We start from the raw sequence: 17,790 nt of genomic DNA on the forward strand, positions 1-17,790 counted from the left end.
CGGCCGAGATCGACCGGACGCAGTCGGATGCAACGGATCAGACGGGTTCGGACACGTCGAGTCCGTCGAGTGACACCGCGGGCGGCACGACGTCGACGACAGGTGTCAACGGCTCCAGCGTGAAGCTGCCCTTCGGGCTCTCGCCGCAGCGCACCCCCGTGCTGGGAACCTACGGGTCTGCGTCGGGCACGGGCAATCTGACATCGGACTGGTACCAACTGCCCGAGCGGAGCGCCGATTCGCCACTCATCACGATGTCGGTCGCCGGACAGATCGAGTACATCGACGACCTCGCGGTCACCCGATCGGGTCAGCAGGTTCGACTGCAGTTCGGTCGCGTCGGTCCGGACGGAACCGTGACCCCCGCGGGGATCATGACCCCGATGGACATTGGCGGTGCCCCGGCTTGGCGCAACCTGCGTTTCCAGCTCGACGGTGCGCCGCAGGGCGCGACAGTAGTCCGAGTTCTCGCCCAGGACACGTCGACGAACTCCGACCAGTGGTTGGCCGTCACACCGCCGCGTGTGTCGAAAATGGTGACGCTCGACGATCTCGTCGGCAGCGAGGCTCCCGTGATGATCGACTGGGAGGCGGCGCTCGCGTTCCCGTGCCAGCGTCCTGCACAGGTACACAACGGTGTGCTGGAGACGCCCGAGTGGCGCATCTCCCCGGACCGCGAGGGGGAGCGCGTCAACTCGCAACGCTGGATGGCCGGAACAGCCGGCGGACCACTCGGCATCGTCGAGAACCAGTTGCGCCCAACTGTGTTGCCCTCATACCTGCGCAACGACTGGGCGAAGGACTGGGGCATGCTCCAGCGACTCACGCCGCTCGTGCCGCAGAAACCGGCGCAACTCACGGTGACGACCGACGTCCACAACGGGCTGTGGTCACCGGGACAGATACGCGCCGTGGGGTTCTGACGTGCCGTCCTCGGACCAGTGAGGTGTCAGGCTGCGCCGATGTCGGCTGTGGCCGCCGTGCGAGAGGGGGCGTGGCCGCGTACGCGCCGCTCGAACAGATAGACCGCAATGCTCACCACGGACCACAGGACGAGCACGAGGAATGGCCAGAGATGTTGGTGTCCGCGGAAATACACCGCGGTGTGTAGTGCGTTGACCGACGCCCCCGGCGGCAGCCAGCCGCCGATGGTCGCGATGACCCGCGGCAGTAGCGGCCACGCCACCGAGCCGCCCGACGACGGATTTCCCAGTAGCACCATGACTGCCCAGGTCGGTAGGATCGCCCACCTGCCGAACATGGAGCTGAACATCGTGAAGATCATGCCGCAGGTGAACATGGTCAACGCCAGGATGAGCCACACCTCGAGCACCGGCAGGGTGAGTGCCCCGATGATCCAGTCGATCATGGCGCAGATGGTAAAGTCGCCCAACAGCGAGTAGAGGGCTGTGAAGCCGATTCTCTCCCACGGGCGCAGCTTGTTGGCGTGCACGCCGAGTTGGATGGCGCCGACGAACCCGATGATCACTGCGGCGAGCATCATGTAGAAGATGGTGAGTCCGTGCGGATCTCGCGGTTGTAGTGGGTTGACGTCTCGGACGTTGACCGTGTAGCCCAGTCCCGCGGTCGCCTGGGGCGTCGCCTGCTCCAACAATTGCGCCACGGTGGCACCGGATGCACTCGAGACGGCGACATCGACAGTCCGCGTGTCGACGTCGATGTCGACGACGGCGAAGACCTGCTGGTTCTGCAGTTGGTCGAACGCTTCGGCATCGGTGGCCACGTGACGGACGTCGAGTGAGCTACCGAGTTCGTGTGCCAGCTTCACCTCGACCTCCGCCGACTGCGACCCCGGGAGTGTGCCGACGACGGCGATCGGTACGCGTTCGGGTTTCGGGTTGGCCGTCGAATACGTATACGAGCCGACGAAAAGAGCCGCGGCGATGCCGAGGATGGCCACGATCACCAGTGCGGGTGCGAACCGCGACGTGCGGACGGCGTGCCATGTGCTTCGGAACTGATCTGCGGTGCGCACTCCTCAAGGCTATTCGGTCGTCGGATAAGCTGCGGACAAGCCGATCGACACCGGGGGTATCGCCATGGCGAGTGCATACGACTTCACCGCGACGGACATCGACGGCAACACCGTCGACCTCGCCGAGTTCCGCGGTCGGCCGCTGTTGATCGTCAACACGGCGTCGAAGTGTGGCTTCACCCCGCAGTACAAGGGGCTCGAAGAGCTCAGCAAGACCTACGCCGACAGCGGGTTGGTCGTGCTGGGTTTTCCGTGCGATCAATTCACACATCAGGAGCCGGGTGACGAAGCGGAGATCAAGAGCTTCTGCTCACTCACCTACGACGTCAGCTTCCCCATGTTCGCCAAGGTCGACGTCAACGGCTCGGACGCACACCCGCTGTTCGCGTGGTTGCGGGAACAGAAATCAGGCGTGCTCGGCAACCGCATCAAGTGGAACTTCACCAAGTTCCTCGTGAACCGCGACGGGCAGGTCGTCGACAGGTTCGCGCCCACCGTGAAGCCCGAGAAACTGACCGGAGACATCGACAAGCTGATCTGAGTCGCGACCGGTTCGGACCCGAAACCACGAAGAGACGTCATACACCCATAGTCGAAGCGTATGGTCTGCGGGTGTGAGCGCAGATGCCGCCGAACGCGGGCAGTCCGACACGGGACTGCGCCGATTGATCGGCCTGCCCTTCGACGACCCCGATGACGTCGTTCGCGCAGCCGTCGAGCAAGCCAGTGTTCCCGCGCTCCTGATGTCGATGGTCCACATGACCGGTGATGTCGGACTGCTCGACGAGCTGCCCGGTCCATACGCGCTCATCGCGATGGATCTACAGGGGGCCATGAGTGAAGACGACAAGAACCGGGTTCGACGCCGCGCTTTCGAGGTGATCGTCGACTACCGCGACCGCGGGTGTCCGCCGCCCTTCGTCCCGGACGATACCGATCTGAGTCGGATGCTGGCCGTGGTGAGCGCGGGAACGGTGCCCGACGAGTTCCTCGACTACGTCGCCGCCGACCTGCGATTCACCCCCGACGACCAGCCGGTCGCGGAACCGGTATCGACACCACGGCAGCGCGCCGCATTTCCCGTCGTGGTGATGGGTGCGGGGGAGAGCGGAATCCTGGCCGGTATTCGCCTGCGGCAGGCGGGGATTCCCTTCACGATCATCGACCGTAACGACGGCGTCGGCGGAACCTGGCAGACCAATCGCTATCCGGGATGCAGGGTCGACATTCCCAGCCAGTACTACACGTATTCGTTCGAGCCGGCCGACCACTGGGCTCATCACTATGCGACGCAACCCGAGATCCTGGCTTACCTCCGCGAGGTCGCCGACCGCTACGACGTCACCTCTCACGTGCGCACCGGCACCGAGGTGATCGCAGCCGATTGGGATACGACGCACTCCGTCTGGCATGTCCGGGTGCGTACCGCGGACGGCGTCCACGAGAACCTCGACGCTCGGGCGCTGATCTGCGCGGTCGGCCAGTTCAGCAACGCGACCATCCCCGACGTACCGGGTGCCGAGAGCTTTCCCGGTCCCGCGTTCCACACTGGCTCGCCGAGATGGTCTACACCTACGAGGGTGTGTCGAGCTACTACCGGAACTCGCGTGGCAACGTACCGTCACTGTTCGGTGCGCGCATCGTCGACCTCTGGCGTTGGACCAGACGCGTCGATCCCGACGACTACGACCTGTTCGGCGCCACCACCGGATGACAAGGGAGAGAAGATGAGCGAGCGACTGGCCGGAAGAGTGGCGTTGATCAGTGGCGGAGCCCGGGGGATGGGTGCCTCGCACGTGCGCGGAATGGTCGCGCAGGGCGCGCGGGTCGTCGCGGGCGACATCCTCGACGACGCGGGAAGGGCGCTCGCCGACGAGGTGGGGGACGCGGTGCGCTACGTCCACCTCGACGTGACTCGGCCCGACGACTGGCGTGCCGCCGTCGACCTGACGGTGCAGGAGTTAGGTTCACTCGACGTGCTGGTGAACAACGCAGGCATCGTGAATTTTGGGCTTTTCGAGGATTACTCGCTCGAGGACTGGCGCAGCATCCTGGACGTGAACCTGACAGGCGTCTTCCTCGGAATCAAATCGGTTGTGCCGCAGATGAAGAAGCAGGGCGCAGGGTCGATCATCAACATCTCGTCGATCGAGGGGCTCGCGGGGACGATGGCGTCGCACGGCTACACGGCGTCGAAGTTCGGTGTACGAGGGATCACCAAGTCCGCGGCGCTGGAGCTGGGTCCCAGCGGCATCCGGGTCAACTCGATCCATCCGGGACTGATCAGGACACCGATGACCGAGTGGGTGCCGGACGACATCTTCCAGACAGCGCTCGGAAGGGTCGCTGAACCGTCAGAAGTGTCAGCGCTCGTCGTGTACCTGGCGTCGGACGAATCGAGCTACTCGACGGGCTCGGAGTTCGTCGTCGACGGCGGGGTGGTTGCGGGATTGGCGCACAAGGATTTCGGTACCCTCAACGGGTCGACATCGGCCGACTGACGGGCGAAACCCGATGCGCTGTCAGCTCACGACCGTCTCGAGTCGCGTACGCAGGAACGTGCGCAGCGAAGTGTTGAACCTCTGAGTGGTCGGCGCTTTCGGTGCCAACTGATCGAACGCGTGGAAGGCGCCCGGCGCGATCTCGACCTCGCACGGGACGTCTGCCGCGCGGAGGCGTCGAGCGTAATCGAGTGTCTCGTCGTGAAACAGGTCGCACGTTCCGACACCGAGCCAGGTCGGCGGGAGGCCGCCGAGGTCGCTACGGCGGGCGGGCACCGCCACGTTTCTGTCCGCGGAGCCGAGATAGAGATCCCATGCCCGCTGATTGTCGCGCTCGGACCACAGTACGAATCGACGTCCACTGGGTGTGGAGGCCGTACGATCGTCGAGCATCGGGTACACGAGAACCTGTGCGGCAAGCGGGATGTCACCGCGATCGCGGGCCAACAGGGCCAATGCCGCGGCGAGGCCGCCGCCCGCACTGGCACCTCCGATCGCGATACGGTCGCGGTCGACCCACGGCTGTTCGGCCAGCCAGGAGAGTGCGGTGTAGCAGTCTTCTGAGGGCGTCGGATACGGGAATGCCGGTGCAAGTCTGTAGTTCACGGCAGCCACCGTGACGCCCGTGGTGTCGGCGAGGTCGCGGCAGTAGACGTCGTCTTGACCCGCCGAGCCGAGAACGTATCCGCCGCCGTGGATCCACAGCATCGCCGCGCCGGTGACCTGCGCTCCGGCGGATCGGTGCAGACGGACAGTGACGCCAGGAGCGATCGCGACGGTCGGGACACCGCGCAGTCTGGACAGCTTCAGTCCGCCAACGCGCAGGACAGGGATCGGGAGGTGGCGCAGTCCGAGCCCGTGTGGAATCCAGCGGGCAGTGCGTCGGAGATCGGGCGCGACATCGGAGGTGGTCATCGCCGCGACTATACATTTATCGAAAAGTGTCTACATCAACTGTGATCTGTGCCACGATTGGCGCGGCGAAGGGAGCCGCATGTCCACATTTGACACAGTCGTCCGGGGAGGCCGGTGGTTCGACGGGACGGGAGCGGCCTCGGCGATACGCGACATCGGCATTCGCGACGGTCGGGTGGCAGCGATCAGTGCCGGGCCTCTCGACACCGAGGGCGCGCAGGTCATCGATGCAGGGGGTACCTGGGTGACACCGGGACTCATCGACATCCACACCCACTACGACGTCGAGGTGCTCGATACCCCGGAACTGACCGAGTCGCTCCGGCACGGGGTGACGACCGTGTTCATCGGGTCGTGCTCGCTCTCGACGATCTACGTCGACGGCGAAGAGGCGGGCGACCTTTTTGGGCGTGTCGAGGCGATTCCGCGTGATCACGTCATCTCAGCGGTGGACGAGCACAAGGACTGGACGTCACCCAAGGAGTACGTCGATCGATTGGAGGGTCTGCCGCTCGGCGCGAATCTCGCAGCCTTCATCGGACACTCGGACATGCGGACGGCTGTGATGGGGCTCGATCGGGCGACACGTCCCGACGTGCGACCGACCCGGGCCGAGCAGGCGCGCATGGAGGAGATGCTCGGCGACGCACTCGTCGAGGGATTCGTAGGGCTCTCGTCGCAGCAACTGAAGTTCGACAAGCTCGACGGGTTGACCTGCCGGTCACGCACCCTGCCGTCGACCTACGCCAAGCCCAGGGAGCTCCGCAGACTCAAGAGCATGCTGCGTCACAGCGGGCGCGTGCTGCAGTCGGGTCCCGACATCCAGAATCCGCTGAACCTGGTGTCGCAGATGGTGCAGTCCATCGGGTTCGGCCGGCCGGTGCTGAAGACCTCGCTCCTCTCGGCTGCCGATGTGAAGTCGAACGAGAAAGCGCTGCTCCTGATGGATCACCCGACAGCGCTGATCAATCGACTCGGTGGCGACTTCCGGTGGCAGCACCTGCCGGTCCCGTTCGAGGTGTACGCCGACGGCATCGATCTCGTCATCTTCGAGGAATTCGGCTCCGGTGCAGCCGCTTTGCACCTACGCGACGACATAGAGCGGGATGCGCTGATCCAAGATGAGGACTACCGGCGCTGGTTCCGCAAGGACTACGAGCAGAAGTTCGGAATCAGGGTGTGGCACCGCGACTTCTTCGACGCCGAGATCGTTGCCTGCCCGGACGAGTCGGTGATCGGCAAATCCTTCGGCCAGGTGGGACTCGACCGTGGCGGAGTGCACCCCGTCGACGCCTTCCTCGACCTCGTCGTCGAGCATGGCAGACAACTGCGTTGGCGTACGACGATTTCCAACCACCGGCCGCAGATGCTCAAGAAGATCGCCACGTGGCCGACGGTGCAGATGGGATTCTCCGACGCCGGCGCCCACCTGCGCAACATGGCCTTCTACAACAGCGGCCTACGGTTGTTGCGCCATGTCCGGGATGCCGAGCGGGCCGGAAAGCCCTTCATGAGTAGCGAATACGCGATCCACAGACTGACCGGCGAGGTCGCCGACTTCTACGACATCGACGCCGGGCACTTGCGCGTCGGTGACCGCGCCGACCTCGTGGTGATCGATCCCGAGCATCTCTACGAGCAACTCGAGGCGTATGTGGAGGCACCGATAGAACAGTTCGGTGGTATGTCGCGCATGGTGAACCGCAACGACAGCGCGGTCCGGGCCGTGCTGATGAGCGGACAGACCGTCTTCGCCGATGGCCGGTTCTCGTCGGCGGTGGGGACCGTGAGGACAGGCAGCTTCCTCCGCGCCGGGCGGTCCACGCCGCCTGTGTCCATGCAGGGCACCGGCAACGAGGCCGAGTTGACACCGATCCGCTGACGCCGGATCGGTAACGGTTTTCGGGTCTTCTGCTACACCTGTGACGTCACCATTGCATATAGGCCCGAATGCGATTGACGGGGCATCTGGAGTGACGAGAAACGGCACGCTCAACAGTGGTGCTTTCGGGTGCGATGCGGCCCGGTGTCGTGCAACGATCGATTCATGGCCGAAACAGCAACCGCACCCGAAAGCATCCTGGAGGCCGGAACCACGGCCCCCGATTTCACACTCAAGGCGACGCCTGATCAGTCCCTCAGCCTGTCTGAACTGAAGGGTAACCCGGTGGTGCTCGTGTTCTATCCCGCCGACTGGAGTCAGGTGTGCGGGGACGAACTGGCCGTGTTCAACCAGTCGCTGCCGCTCCTCCAGGACTATCGCGCGGCGCTGCTGGGGATCTCGGTCGACAGCGCGTGGAGCCACCAGGCCTTCAAGGAATCCCGCAAGCTCGGCTACGACCTGCTCGCCGACTACAACCCCAAGGGTGAGGTGTCACGAGCGTACGGCGCATACGACGAGGACGCGGGGTGCTCCAAGCGTGCTCTGTTCGTCGTCGACGCCGACGGGGTGATCGCCTGGAGCTACCTGTCGCCGATGGCCATCAATCCCGGAGTCAACGGAGTGCTCGACGCACTCGAAGCGCTCAAGCAGAAGAATTCGTGAGGAGCCCGCGATGACCTTGACCCCTTCCGTCGGATCCGACGACTACACCCAGGGCCCGGACGAGGCCGCGATCACGCTGGTCGAGTACGGCGACTACGAATGCTCGTACTGCGGGCAGGCCTACCCGATCGTCAAAGACCTCCAACGGACATACCCGGACTCACTTCGCTTCTGCTTTCGCAACTTTCCCATCCCAGAGATCCACCCGCAGGCACTGAGCGCCGCGGAGTTCGCCGAGTACGCCGGAAGTCAGGGACGATTCTGGGAAGCGCACGATCGGCTTTACGAGAACCAGGACCGACTCGGCGACAGCTTCTATCGCGAGCTGGCAGCAGAACTCGGTTTCGAGCAGAGGGCCGTGGAGAACGCGCTGAACGCCGGAGAGTTCGCCGATCGCATTCAGGGACATATCAACAGCGGCCTCCGCAGCGGTGTGAACGGCACGCCCGCGTTCTTCATCAACGAGCAGTTCTTCCCGGGGCCTTACACCGAGTTGCCCGAGGTGCTCGCACAGATCTTCGCATCGGGACGTTAGTACGTTCCCGCCTATGCGGATGCAGCGGTTGCCCTGAGCGCAGCCAGAACGTGTTCGGTGGTGCATCCGTCACCGACCGTGACCCGCGCCCCGTGTCCGCGCACCTGCTTCACCGGGATTCCGGAGGTGGTGAGCAGCGATCCGAGCGCTATTCCGTCGTCTCCCTGCAGATACACGAAATTGGCCTCGCTGGTCAGTGTTTCAGCCCCCAACTCATGCAGCTGTTGCGCCAGTCGCGTGCGCTGCGTGCGCATCGCAGTCACCCTCTGCGCCAATTCGGTGTGTGCGGCAAGTGCCACGGGGACCGCAGCCTGTGCCGGTGCGCCCACCGCGAACGGCACCTCGAGTCGCTGGACCTCCGCCATCACGCGCGCGTTCCCGACCCCGTAGCCGACTCGCAGTGCCGCGAGGCCATAGGCCTTGCTGAATGTACGAAGTACCACCGTCCCGAGGTGGGCATGCAGGAGTCCGGCCAGATCCGGTGCAGCAGTGCTGAACTCTATGTAAGCCTCATCGATGATGACCGTGAGGTGCGGTGGCAGCGCGTTCAGGAAGGAAAGCAGGACGGCCTCGTCGACCACGGCGCCGGTTGGATTGTGCGGTGAGCAGATGATCACCGCGACGGTGTTCGAGCCGATGGCGCCGTGTATCGCCGTCAGGTCAACCTGGCCCCTGGCGTCGAGCGGGATGCCGCGCATACGCAGACCCGCCATGTCGGCCAGGATCGGGAACCCGTCGAACGTCGGCGTGGCGGTCACCAGTTCGGGAGTGTCCACGCCGCGGCGCGCCCCATTGCGCACCGCTGCGTGCAGGGTCTGCAGTGCGACTCCGGTCGCCCCCGGGCCCACGCTGACCATGGAGTCGTCGACCCCGAGATGCCGTGCGACGGCGCGCCGCGTCGAGTGTGGCAGGAACTCCGGGTAGAGATTCGTTCGGGCCACCTGCTCGCGCAGTACTTCGGCGACGGATGGCAGTGGGGGATAAGCGGATTCGTTGAGATCGAGCCGAACCACATGTGCCCGTGTCGACATGGCCGGGGGTGTAGCTGTCGGCGATGCAGCCGACGGAGTTGCTGTCGTCGGGGGTGTCATCGTCTGCCGGACCAGCGGAGCGCCGCAGCCCCCGCGAAGTCGCCCGCATGCGCGAACGCCGACATCATGACCACGTCGCCGGATTGGATTCTCCCGTCGGTGACGGCGGCGTCGAGAGTCATCGGAATCCCGACCCCGAAGAGGTTTCCGCACTCGTCGAAGGTGTCGGGATGTCGTTCCGGGGGCAACTCCAGCGCCTCTCGCCAGTTCCGGAGGAAGATCCGGTTCGGCTGATTGGTGATGAACCAGTCCAGCGCTGCGGGTGCGATGCCGATGGAGTCGGCAACCTCGATGGCCGCGGCAGGCACCATTCGATTGCCGCGCGCGAGGACCTTCGTGATCTTCGCCTCCGTGAAACCGATGTGTATCTGTCCTGGCCCCGCCTCCCAGTACCGTCTGTCGGGCTCGGCAACCGACGTCATGTCGGCCGAGTACTCGCCGTACGAATGAGTGATCAATCCCAATACCGGAGAGCCGTTCTCGCCGTCCAGGGTCACGGTCGCCGCCGCCGCACCGTCGCCGGGTATCGCCGCCTGCGCTTTGCCACGGACCTGGTCCTGGGTGAAGATCTGCGACGCGCTGTTCTGCGCGAGACCCACCAGGGCCTTGCCGCCTCCTGTCGCGGAGAGCAGTGCGGCAGCGAGATCGATCATGTGGATGAATGCCGCGCACCCACCGTTGTGGACGTCGAGCACCGTACGGGGTCGCAAGCCCAACCGATCGGCGAGTTCGCCGCCGCATCCGCGAACCGGTACCTCGGGAAGTTGGCTGTGGGTCAACACGACGGTGACGTCGTCGAGATAGTCCCCGCCATGTCTCTCGGTGAGAATCCTGGCGGCAGAGATCATCATGTCGGCCGACGTCTCTCCCTCTGCTGCGTGGTGACGGTATGCAGGCGCGGAGAACATCACATTGTCGGCGAGTGCATCACTTTCCGCGTACTCGCTGAAGAACGCTGCGGGTACGCGATTGTCGGGGAGGTAGCCCGCAACGTCGGCGAGCGTCAGCGTGGGCGAGTGGGTCATGAGCGCATCCAATTGGGGGTGAGGGGAAGATCGTTGGCGTGGCGGTATTCGGCAATCGCTTTGAGGTTGTTCAGCTCGAGCTGATGTCCTGCGGAGAACATGTCCCAGAAGTCACCCACCCACACCGGGCGGTCGGCGGGTGCGGTGTCCGGGAACGGATTCTTCTCGTAGAACGGGTGTCTGCAGTTGGTCCACAGCACCACCGAACCAGGTGTGTCGAGGACGATCTGTGCGTCGACGACACGCATCAGATAGACCATCCACAGGTGTTTGCCCTGATCCCACGCGCAGTGATAGTCGACGGTCATCGCGTCCGGATTCGTGACGGTTCGCGTGTAGATCTCGGTCGCCTCGCCCAGTCGGTCCTGGGCGACCCAGAGTCCGGGCTCATCGGTCGTCGAGAAACCGCGGAGGCTGTAGGTCCACTCCTCGAGCGATCTCGTGTCGGCGAGCCAGTCGTAGAGTTCGCGGGCCGGCGCGTTCACGTAGCCCTGCACCGTGCAGAAGTTGCCGTAGATGGTGTCGTGCGGGTACACAGAGCGGAGCATGTCGAGGATCACCGGTGTGGCGGTCTGACGGGGATGGGTCTCCACTCTTGTCAATCCGTCGAGGTCGGCTGCCTGTTCGCCAAGATCGGCCAAGGGTGTGGTGTCGATGGTCATGTCGGTGGTGATCCTTTCGCCAGGAACGGGAGAAACGGCGGCACCTCGTCCGGGTCGCAATCGACGACGATTGCGTTGGGGCCGGTGCCGGAGAACAGTTCTGCGCAGTCGGCGCGCAGTTCGGTGAGCTGGCAGGGATGCCGCACGTCGAGACCTGCGAACATCGCCGCGAGCCCGCCGGCGATGTCGGTGGGCCGGAATCGGTTGACGCCCATGGTGTCCGGGAAGTACAGGCTTTCGCGGGTCACACACATTCCGTGTGCGTCGTTGTTGAGGATGACCAGCGTTACGGGAGCGTCGTGCTCTACTGCGGTGTGAAACTCCATGCCGTGCATGAAGAACGCACCGTCGCCGGCGATGATCACGCTGCGTTCGGCGAGTCCGACGGCCACGCCGATCCCGGCGGCGATGGCATAACCCATCCCGCCCATGCCGAGTGCGACCGTGAATCGCTGGTCTGCGACCGGGGTCAGATAGTGGATTGCGGCTGCTCCGACATTGCCTGCGTCCGCAAATATCCGTGCGCCGCTTGGTATCACGTCGGAGATTGTGTCGACGATCTCGCGCAGCGAGGGTAGCGCGACGTTTCTCCGGGCTGGCGGCTCGAGGTAGGTGGTTTCGACGTCGGGCAGCGTGCGGGGCACTAGTCCGGCGTCGGCGAGCGTGTCGTCGAGGTAGCGCACTGCGTCGGCGAGTGAATCGACGAGGATCGTCGTCCCGCGCGGTGGTCGTGGACTGTGGCGCCCGATGTGGACGATCTCGAGGTGATCGAGTTCGTCATCGAGTCCACCACGGTCGGTGAGCGTCATCCTGCATCCGACAGCCACACAGATCGATGCGGCGGCAAGGGCGGTGCGGGCGGAAGGGTGACCCATGACGCCTGTGATACCCGCGTGACCGGTGAGAGGGTTGACGGCATCGGCACCGCCGGGCGCCGCGACGACGGTAGCTGATAGCCGAGAAGCCATGCGGTGCAGTGTCGTTCCCATCCGTTCCCGGGATGCCTCCTCGCCGATCCACAGGCAGATCGGCTCGCCACTTCGCGCAGCGTCGACGAGTCGGTCTGCCGCAGTCGTCAGCATGCTCTGGACGGCGTGGTCGGCTCTGTCGGGTGGAATCTCGTGGTCGACGCAGTCGTCGCCCGGGATCTGCTGCGACTGCACATCCTTGGGGATGATCAACGCGCAGGGGAGGTCACGCTCGAGAACCGCGAAGACCGACTTCAGTGCGGAGGAGAGGCCCGTTGCATCCGTGACCACTTCGACGTGACCGGTGATCGCGCGCAGCACACCTACGAGATCGATGGTGTCGGGTGGATCGAGCATGTCCTGAAAGCCTCCGCGGGTGACGAGCGGCGTCGGTGGGGTGCCGATGACAGCGAGTACCGGAACTCGACTGTCCAACGACTCGGCCAGCGCCGGAACGACATTCATCGCGCCGCCACCGGAAGTCGTCAAGACCAGTGTTGACGAGCCGCTCATGCGTGCCAGGCCGTCGGCCATCGCGCCGGCGGCGAACTCGTGCTTGGCCACGACCGTCGGAATGCCGACTCGCGCCGCCGCTGCGTACATGTCCTCGATGTTGGCGCCGTGCACCCCGAAGGCATATGTCATGCCACGACGCCGCAGGGTGTCCAGAAGATGCTCTGCGACGTTTCGGCGGGCGGTCATCTCGCAAGAGTGCCTGCGTTTACCTGAAGGTCTGCTGAAATCCGTGACCTGTCGATCGGCCGCGGAACGGAATAGACTCTGCGATCACAGTCCATCGGCAACCGACCGGCGGACGACGCCGCATTGGATGAGCTCGTGACCGTACGCACCCGTGTTCGCCTGCGAGTGGGCCGCTATGGCGTGCGTAAGCAACTGACGATCGTCGCGGCGGTCGTACTCGTCGTCGCGTTGCTCCTGAGTGGTGCTCTGATGCTGCTCATGTTGCACAGGGAGAACACCGAACAGATGTTCCGAGCGACAGGGCGGCAGGCGTATCAGATCGCCACGGCGGTCAACCGCGGCGGTGTCTCCGCCGTCGACCCCGACGATCTGACACCGGGAGCAGGTATCGACATCACGCAGGTGATCGACGAGCAGGGCCACGTGGTAGCCGCGTCGCCCGGAGCTCCCACTGTGCCGATCAAGGTCGACGGCCATACGCGTGGGGGCGGGGAGCCGCAAGCCCGATACGCGGATCACGTGACCGTTCCCGGCTATGGCGACGACTACTGCGCGACGGCGATGACTGCCGACTACTCCGATCACACGTACACCGTTGTCGCACTCGACAAGGCATCCGGGGTGAGGGGAAGCGAGTGGACGACAGCCACGCTCATGGCGATCGAACTCCCCGTCATCGTCGCGCTCGGTGCGGGTGCGGTGTATCTCCTGGTCGGCCGCTCGTTACGCCCGGTCTCGCGAATCACCCGACAAGCCAATGAGATCACGTCGACCGAACTCGAGCACCGCGTGACCGTGCCCGCCGCTGACGACGAGATCCGCACTCTGGCGATCACGATGAACAGCATGCTCGCGCGCCTCGAGCGGGGGCGTGATTCGCAGTTGCGGTTCGTCGGGGATGCGTCCCATGAATTGCGTAGCCCGCTCACCACAGTGGTGGGGCTGCTCGATCTCGCCGACCACACCTCGTCGCCTGTCGATCTCGAGACCGTCCGCACCATACTTCTTCCGGAGGCGCGGCGTATGCAGCGGATGGCGGAAGATCTTCTGCTACTCGCACGTGCCGATGAACATGGACTGTCCGTGACGGCGTCGGATGTGGATCTCGACGACGTGGTGTCCGACGAACTGGTTCGTCTGCGTGCGCTGAGTCCGCCGAAGGTAGCGGGCCATGTCGTTGCCGCACGCGTCTCCGGCGATGCGGACATGCTGCGGCGTGCGGTGCGCAACCTGACCGACAACGCGGTCAGACACAGCATGTCGACGGTCTGGATCTCGCTGAGTGTCGAGGGGTCGACCGCGGTCGTCGCGGTCAGCGACGACGGGTCGGGCATCCCGGAAGACCAGCGGCACCGTGTGCTCGACCGATTCTCCCGTATCGACGTCGACCGTCGGCGCGACACGTCGGGGGCGGGCCTCGGCTTGGCAATCGCGCACGAGATCGCACTTGCACACGGCGGGGCGGTTGCCGTGGTCGACTCTCGCCACGGCGGTGCGACCGTCGAACTCGTCCTGCCCCTACTTCACTTCCAGGGCCCGCTCGCGAGCGGCACTTTCGCAGATCAGCAGCGCGACGATGATGACGACACAGACCCGAGAGGGCATGCAGGAGATGATCACACTGCGATCAGTCGATAGCCGGCGCCGCGCACCGTCTCTATCGACGCGACGCCGAACGGCGCGTCGACTCGCTTGCGGAGGTAACCGATGTAGACCTCGACGATGTTCTCGTCGCCTTCGTAGTTCTCGTCCCACACCGATTGGAGGATCTCATGTTTCGACATGACCCGACCCGCATTCCGTAGTAGCAGTGCGAGCACCGCGAACTCCTTCGGAGTGAGCGTGATGGGCGTGTTCCCCCGCGAGACGATGTGTTGCGCCGGGTCGAGGCTCAGTGATCCCGCGCTGAGAATCGCGGGGCGTTCGTGCGAACCACGCCGCGCGACAGCACGCAGATGTGCCTTGAGTACGACGACGGAAAACGGTTTGACGAGGTAGTCGTCGGCTCCGAAGTCCAGCGCCTCGGCCTGATCGTATTCTCCGTCTTTTGCCGAGAGCATGATGATCGGTACCCAGTCCGAGCGTCGTCGCAGCTCGCGGACGATCTCGAAGCCGTTCATGCCGGGGAGCATGATGTCGAGCACCACCGCATCGAATCGCTGCTCCAGGGCGGATCGGAACCCCTCCGCGCCGTCGTGCACGACAGACACGTTCCAACCATCACTGGCCAGCACCCGACGGATCGTCTCGGCTGCCCGCACGTCGTCGTCCACCACCAACACACGCACGTCGGTTGTCGTCCTCTCCCGGCGGTCGATACCGCGTCGCCCCTGATGTTCCCATCGAGAGGATTGCAGGTCGCAATCGAAAGGATTCACCGATGCGCCACCGTACGCTTGCCCGACCTTCCGCGGAATCGACCCTACGCCCGGTGCGGGGACCGCGGAGTCTCCCGCTTCACAACGTATTGCGTCTGCGCTCGGATCCGGCATCCCTGGCACACGATCTTCGCGTCGACTACGGGGAGGTGGCTTTCGTCTCGGCGCTCGGACGTGACGTGGTCGTGGTACAGGGGCCGGAAGCACTGGGCGAACTGGTCCGCGATGCCGATCGGGCCTTCCGCAACGAGCCGGTGTACGGGTTCGCGCTCGGTCGGCTGTTCGAGCGCGGGATACTTCTGATGGACTCCGACGAGCATCGCACGCATCGTCGAATCATGCAGGCGGCCTTCACCGCTGACCGCCTCGCGGAGTACCAGAAGCCATTGCACGCGCTCGCCGCCGACGCCGCGAGGCGTTTCACCACGGGCCCCGCGGTCGACATTCGTGCTGAACTCAAGGCAACGGCACTCGACGTCGCGCTGGAGTTGTTCGTCGGGGCACGGCTACCACGAGCAGAGGCGGACGAGATCAACGCCGCGTTCGTCGACCTCATCGAGGCGGGTAGTGCGCTGGTCCGCGTGCCGATACCGGGCACGTCCTGGGCGCGCGGCCATCGAGCGCGCCGAGTCGTCGACGAGTTCTTCGCCGAGTTGGTGCCGCTCCGACGCGCAACGCCAGGGCCTGACCTGATGTCTGCGTTGTGCGAGGCACGCGACGATGACGGGAACCGACTGTCCGACGAGCAGATCGTCGATCACATGCGATTCATGCTCTTCGCAGCACACGACACAGCGACCATCGCCATGACGTCGATGACGTATCGGCTCGGTCGAAACGACGCCTGGCGTTCACGCGTCACCGCGGAGGCCATTCGGTTGGGAAGCACACCAACGGCGGCGGAGCTGCGCGAATCCACCGTCATGCAGGCGGTGTTCAAGGAGTCGCTTCGGCTGCGTCCACCGGTTCCGGTGATTCCCCGCGCTGCTGTTCGGGATACCGCGATACGCGGGCATTTCATCCCGGCTGGCGCGTTTGTCATCGCGATCGCCGCGAGTAACCACCGGATACCCGAAATCTGGCCGCAGCCAGACGAATTCGATCCCAGGCGATTCGTCGACGCAACAGGCGCTGCCACCGTGAAACGGAGCGGCCGCCACCGGCTCGCATGGGCGCCGTTCGGCGGCGGCGCGCATCAGTGCATCGGGATGAACTTCTCCTTCCTGGAGGCGGCGACGATGGTGCACCACATGGTTCGCCACCTCGACTGGACGGTCGAGTCGGACGCGTACGAACGTGACGACGTCGCACTCACCGCCAACGTCGGATTCACGGCGTCGGTGCGTCCTGCACTGCTCGACGGGGGTATCTGAAGGTTTCCAGGTGGATCACGACCCCCTGATCCGTCATGTGAAATCTCCCCCCAAGGGGGGACAAAGCTACCTCTGACGGGTGGGGACTTATCCCGTGGCGGCCCTTAGCGTGTAACGCGGCCATGTGATGCAGTCCACATCGATGGCCGAGTTGAGGCGTGAGACATCCGCATGGCGGAAGTCGGGTGACGCGTGTGCCCTGATCGGGTTTCGAGTGTGTAGAGGTGATGAGAGATGGTCGCGGTTGCTCCAGAGCGTCGATCCCGGTTCCGTGGCACGGCCCGCGCAGCACCGATCGTGCCGCGAGCGATCGGACAGTTCTACGCGACGAGTCTCGAGACTTTCCGCTACCTGTTCACATCGCGGTTCCAGTGGAAAGAGTTCCTACACCAGTTCTGGTTCATCGCATCGATCTCGATCGTCCCGGCCCTGGCGATGTCGATCCCGTTCTGCATGATGTTCGTCTACGAGATCAATATCCTGCTGGCGGAGGTCGGTGCTGTTGACCTCAGCGGCGCGGGCGCGGGCGTCGCGATCATCCGTGAGATCGGGCCCATCATCACCGTGCTCGTGGTTGCAGGCGCGGGGTCGACGGCGATCTGCGCGGACCTCGGGTCGAGGACGATTCGCGAAGAGATCGACGCCATGCGCGTGCTCGGAATCGACCCTATCCAGCGCCTGTGCGTCCCCCGCGTTGTTGCCTCGACGATCGTTGCACTGTTCCTCAACGGACTGGTGTCGGCGGTCGGGATCGCGGGCGGCTTCTTCGCGACCGTATACCTGCAGGGCGCGTCCCCCGGCCAGTACGTGACGAGCATCCCGATCATCACCGGGCTTCCGGACTTCTTCGTCAGTGAAGTGAAAGCAGGCGTATTCGGACTGCTGGCGGGTCTGGTGGCGTGCCACCTCGGACTGCACGTGAAGGGAGGACCGAAGGGTGTCGGTGACGCAGTGAACCAGACCGTGGTCTACGCATTCCTGCTGCTGTTCCTCGCGAACTCGGTGATCACCACCATCGCCCTGGGCTGAGCGGTCTCGCGCACGTCGGACAACGCACGTATACCGTCCTGCTGATCTCGGTGAGCTCTGCTCCCCACGT

General features: G+C 64.6%; 16 protein-coding genes and 1 pseudogene. 10 read left to right on the forward strand and 7 right to left on the reverse strand.

What is annotated here, in order from left to right; translation table 11 throughout:
- The coding region (locus GOOTI_RS20530) for an arabinosyltransferase C-terminal domain-containing protein (protein WP_007240530.1) at nucleotides 1-923 on the forward strand (923 nt) is incomplete at its 5' end.
- 26 nt (nucleotides 924-949) lie between these two features.
- Here the strand turns inward: GOOTI_RS20530 and GOOTI_RS20535 are convergent.
- Nucleotides 950-1,996, reverse strand: coding sequence for an ABC-2 transporter permease (locus GOOTI_RS20535; protein WP_007240531.1), 1,047 nt, complete (start codon nucleotides 1,994-1,996; stop codon nucleotides 950-952).
- Nucleotides 1,997-2,060: 64 nt separating this feature from the next.
- On the opposite strand from GOOTI_RS20535, the gene GOOTI_RS20540 reads away from it, so the two are divergent.
- From GOOTI_RS20540 to GOOTI_RS20550, 3 genes and pseudogenes are all read left to right on the forward strand, one after another.
- On the forward strand, nucleotides 2,061-2,537 hold the full coding sequence (locus GOOTI_RS20540; RefSeq protein ID WP_007240532.1) for a glutathione peroxidase: 477 nt from the start codon (nucleotides 2,061-2,063) through the stop codon (nucleotides 2,535-2,537).
- A gap of 550 nt (nucleotides 2,538-3,087) precedes the next feature.
- Nucleotides 3,088-3,510, forward strand: a pseudogene (locus GOOTI_RS26925) (flavin-containing monooxygenase); the annotation flags it as partial.
- Between the two features lie 213 nt (nucleotides 3,511-3,723).
- Nucleotides 3,724-4,497 carry an SDR family oxidoreductase gene (locus GOOTI_RS20550; protein ID WP_039994481.1) on the forward strand — a complete coding sequence of 258 codons (774 nt, stop codon included), beginning with the start codon at nucleotides 3,724-3,726 and terminating at the stop codon, nucleotides 4,495-4,497.
- A gap of 21 nt (nucleotides 4,498-4,518) precedes the next feature.
- On the opposite strand, the gene GOOTI_RS20555 is transcribed toward GOOTI_RS20550, so the two are convergent.
- Nucleotides 4,519-5,412 (reverse strand): alpha/beta hydrolase, encoded by an 894-nt coding sequence (locus GOOTI_RS20555; RefSeq protein WP_007240534.1) that lies wholly within the window; start codon nucleotides 5,410-5,412, stop codon nucleotides 4,519-4,521.
- A gap of 79 nt (nucleotides 5,413-5,491) precedes the next feature.
- On the opposite strand from GOOTI_RS20555, the gene GOOTI_RS20560 reads away from it, so the two are divergent.
- From GOOTI_RS20560 to GOOTI_RS20570, 3 genes are all read left to right on the forward strand, one after another.
- Nucleotides 5,492-7,294, forward strand: a complete 1,803-nt coding sequence (locus GOOTI_RS20560; protein WP_007240535.1) for an N-acyl-D-amino-acid deacylase family protein — start codon at nucleotides 5,492-5,494, stop codon at nucleotides 7,292-7,294.
- 165 nt (nucleotides 7,295-7,459) lie between these two features.
- Nucleotides 7,460-7,957, forward strand: a complete 498-nt coding sequence (locus GOOTI_RS20565) for a redoxin domain-containing protein (RefSeq protein ID WP_007240536.1) — start codon at nucleotides 7,460-7,462, stop codon at nucleotides 7,955-7,957.
- A 10-nt stretch (nucleotides 7,958-7,967) separates the two neighbouring features.
- Nucleotides 7,968-8,492: a DsbA family protein gene (locus GOOTI_RS20570; RefSeq protein WP_007240537.1), complete on the forward strand. Its 525-nt coding sequence runs from the start codon at nucleotides 7,968-7,970 to the stop codon at nucleotides 8,490-8,492.
- Nucleotides 8,493-8,503: 11 nt separating this feature from the next.
- On the opposite strand, the gene GOOTI_RS20575 is transcribed toward GOOTI_RS20570, so the two are convergent.
- From GOOTI_RS20575 to GOOTI_RS20590, 4 genes are read right to left on the reverse strand one after another with little or no spacing between them, the layout of a single operon-like run.
- Nucleotides 8,504-9,523, reverse strand: coding sequence for a pyridoxal phosphate-dependent aminotransferase (locus GOOTI_RS20575; RefSeq protein ID WP_051998030.1), 1,020 nt, complete (start codon nucleotides 9,521-9,523; stop codon nucleotides 8,504-8,506).
- A 56-nt stretch (nucleotides 9,524-9,579) separates the two neighbouring features.
- On the reverse strand, nucleotides 9,580-10,608 hold the full coding sequence (locus tag GOOTI_RS20580) for a 3-oxoacyl-ACP synthase III family protein (protein ID WP_007240539.1): 1,029 nt from the start codon (nucleotides 10,606-10,608) through the stop codon (nucleotides 9,580-9,582).
- Nucleotides 10,605-11,270, reverse strand: coding sequence for a hypothetical protein (locus GOOTI_RS20585; protein WP_007240540.1), 666 nt, complete (start codon nucleotides 11,268-11,270; stop codon nucleotides 10,605-10,607). The genes GOOTI_RS20580 and GOOTI_RS20585 overlap by 4 nt, the downstream gene beginning before the upstream one ends.
- The gene (locus GOOTI_RS20590) at nucleotides 11,267-12,940 is read right to left on the reverse strand and encodes a thiamine pyrophosphate-binding protein (protein ID WP_007240541.1); all 1,674 of its coding nucleotides are present in this window, start codon (nucleotides 12,938-12,940) and stop codon (nucleotides 11,267-11,269) included. The genes GOOTI_RS20585 and GOOTI_RS20590 overlap by 4 nt, the downstream gene beginning before the upstream one ends.
- Nucleotides 12,941-13,075: 135 nt before the next feature.
- On the opposite strand from GOOTI_RS20590, the gene GOOTI_RS20595 reads away from it, so the two are divergent.
- A complete protein-coding gene (locus GOOTI_RS20595; RefSeq protein ID WP_007240542.1) occupies nucleotides 13,076-14,578 on the forward strand; it encodes a sensor histidine kinase in 1,503 nt (500 codons plus the stop codon).
- Here the strand turns inward: GOOTI_RS20595 and GOOTI_RS20600 are convergent.
- Complete coding sequence (locus GOOTI_RS20600; protein WP_007240543.1) at nucleotides 14,557-15,228, reverse strand: response regulator transcription factor; 672 nt, start codon at nucleotides 15,226-15,228, stop codon at nucleotides 14,557-14,559. The genes GOOTI_RS20595 and GOOTI_RS20600 overlap by 22 nt on opposite strands.
- Before the next feature lie 143 nt (nucleotides 15,229-15,371).
- Between GOOTI_RS20600 and GOOTI_RS20605 the strand changes: the two genes are divergently transcribed.
- The gene (locus GOOTI_RS20605; RefSeq protein WP_233425549.1) at nucleotides 15,372-16,691 is read left to right on the forward strand and encodes a cytochrome P450; all 1,320 of its coding nucleotides are present in this window, start codon (nucleotides 15,372-15,374) and stop codon (nucleotides 16,689-16,691) included.
- A 234-nt stretch (nucleotides 16,692-16,925) separates the two neighbouring features.
- Nucleotides 16,926-17,720 carry an MlaE family ABC transporter permease gene (locus GOOTI_RS20610; protein ID WP_007240545.1) on the forward strand — a complete coding sequence of 265 codons (795 nt, stop codon included), beginning with the start codon at nucleotides 16,926-16,928 and terminating at the stop codon, nucleotides 17,718-17,720.
- Nucleotides 17,721-17,790: the final 70 nt, after the last annotated feature.

Source organism: Gordonia otitidis NBRC 100426, from assembly GCF_000248075.1.
Taxonomy (GTDB): Bacteria; Actinomycetota; Actinomycetes; order Mycobacteriales; family Mycobacteriaceae; genus Gordonia; species Gordonia otitidis.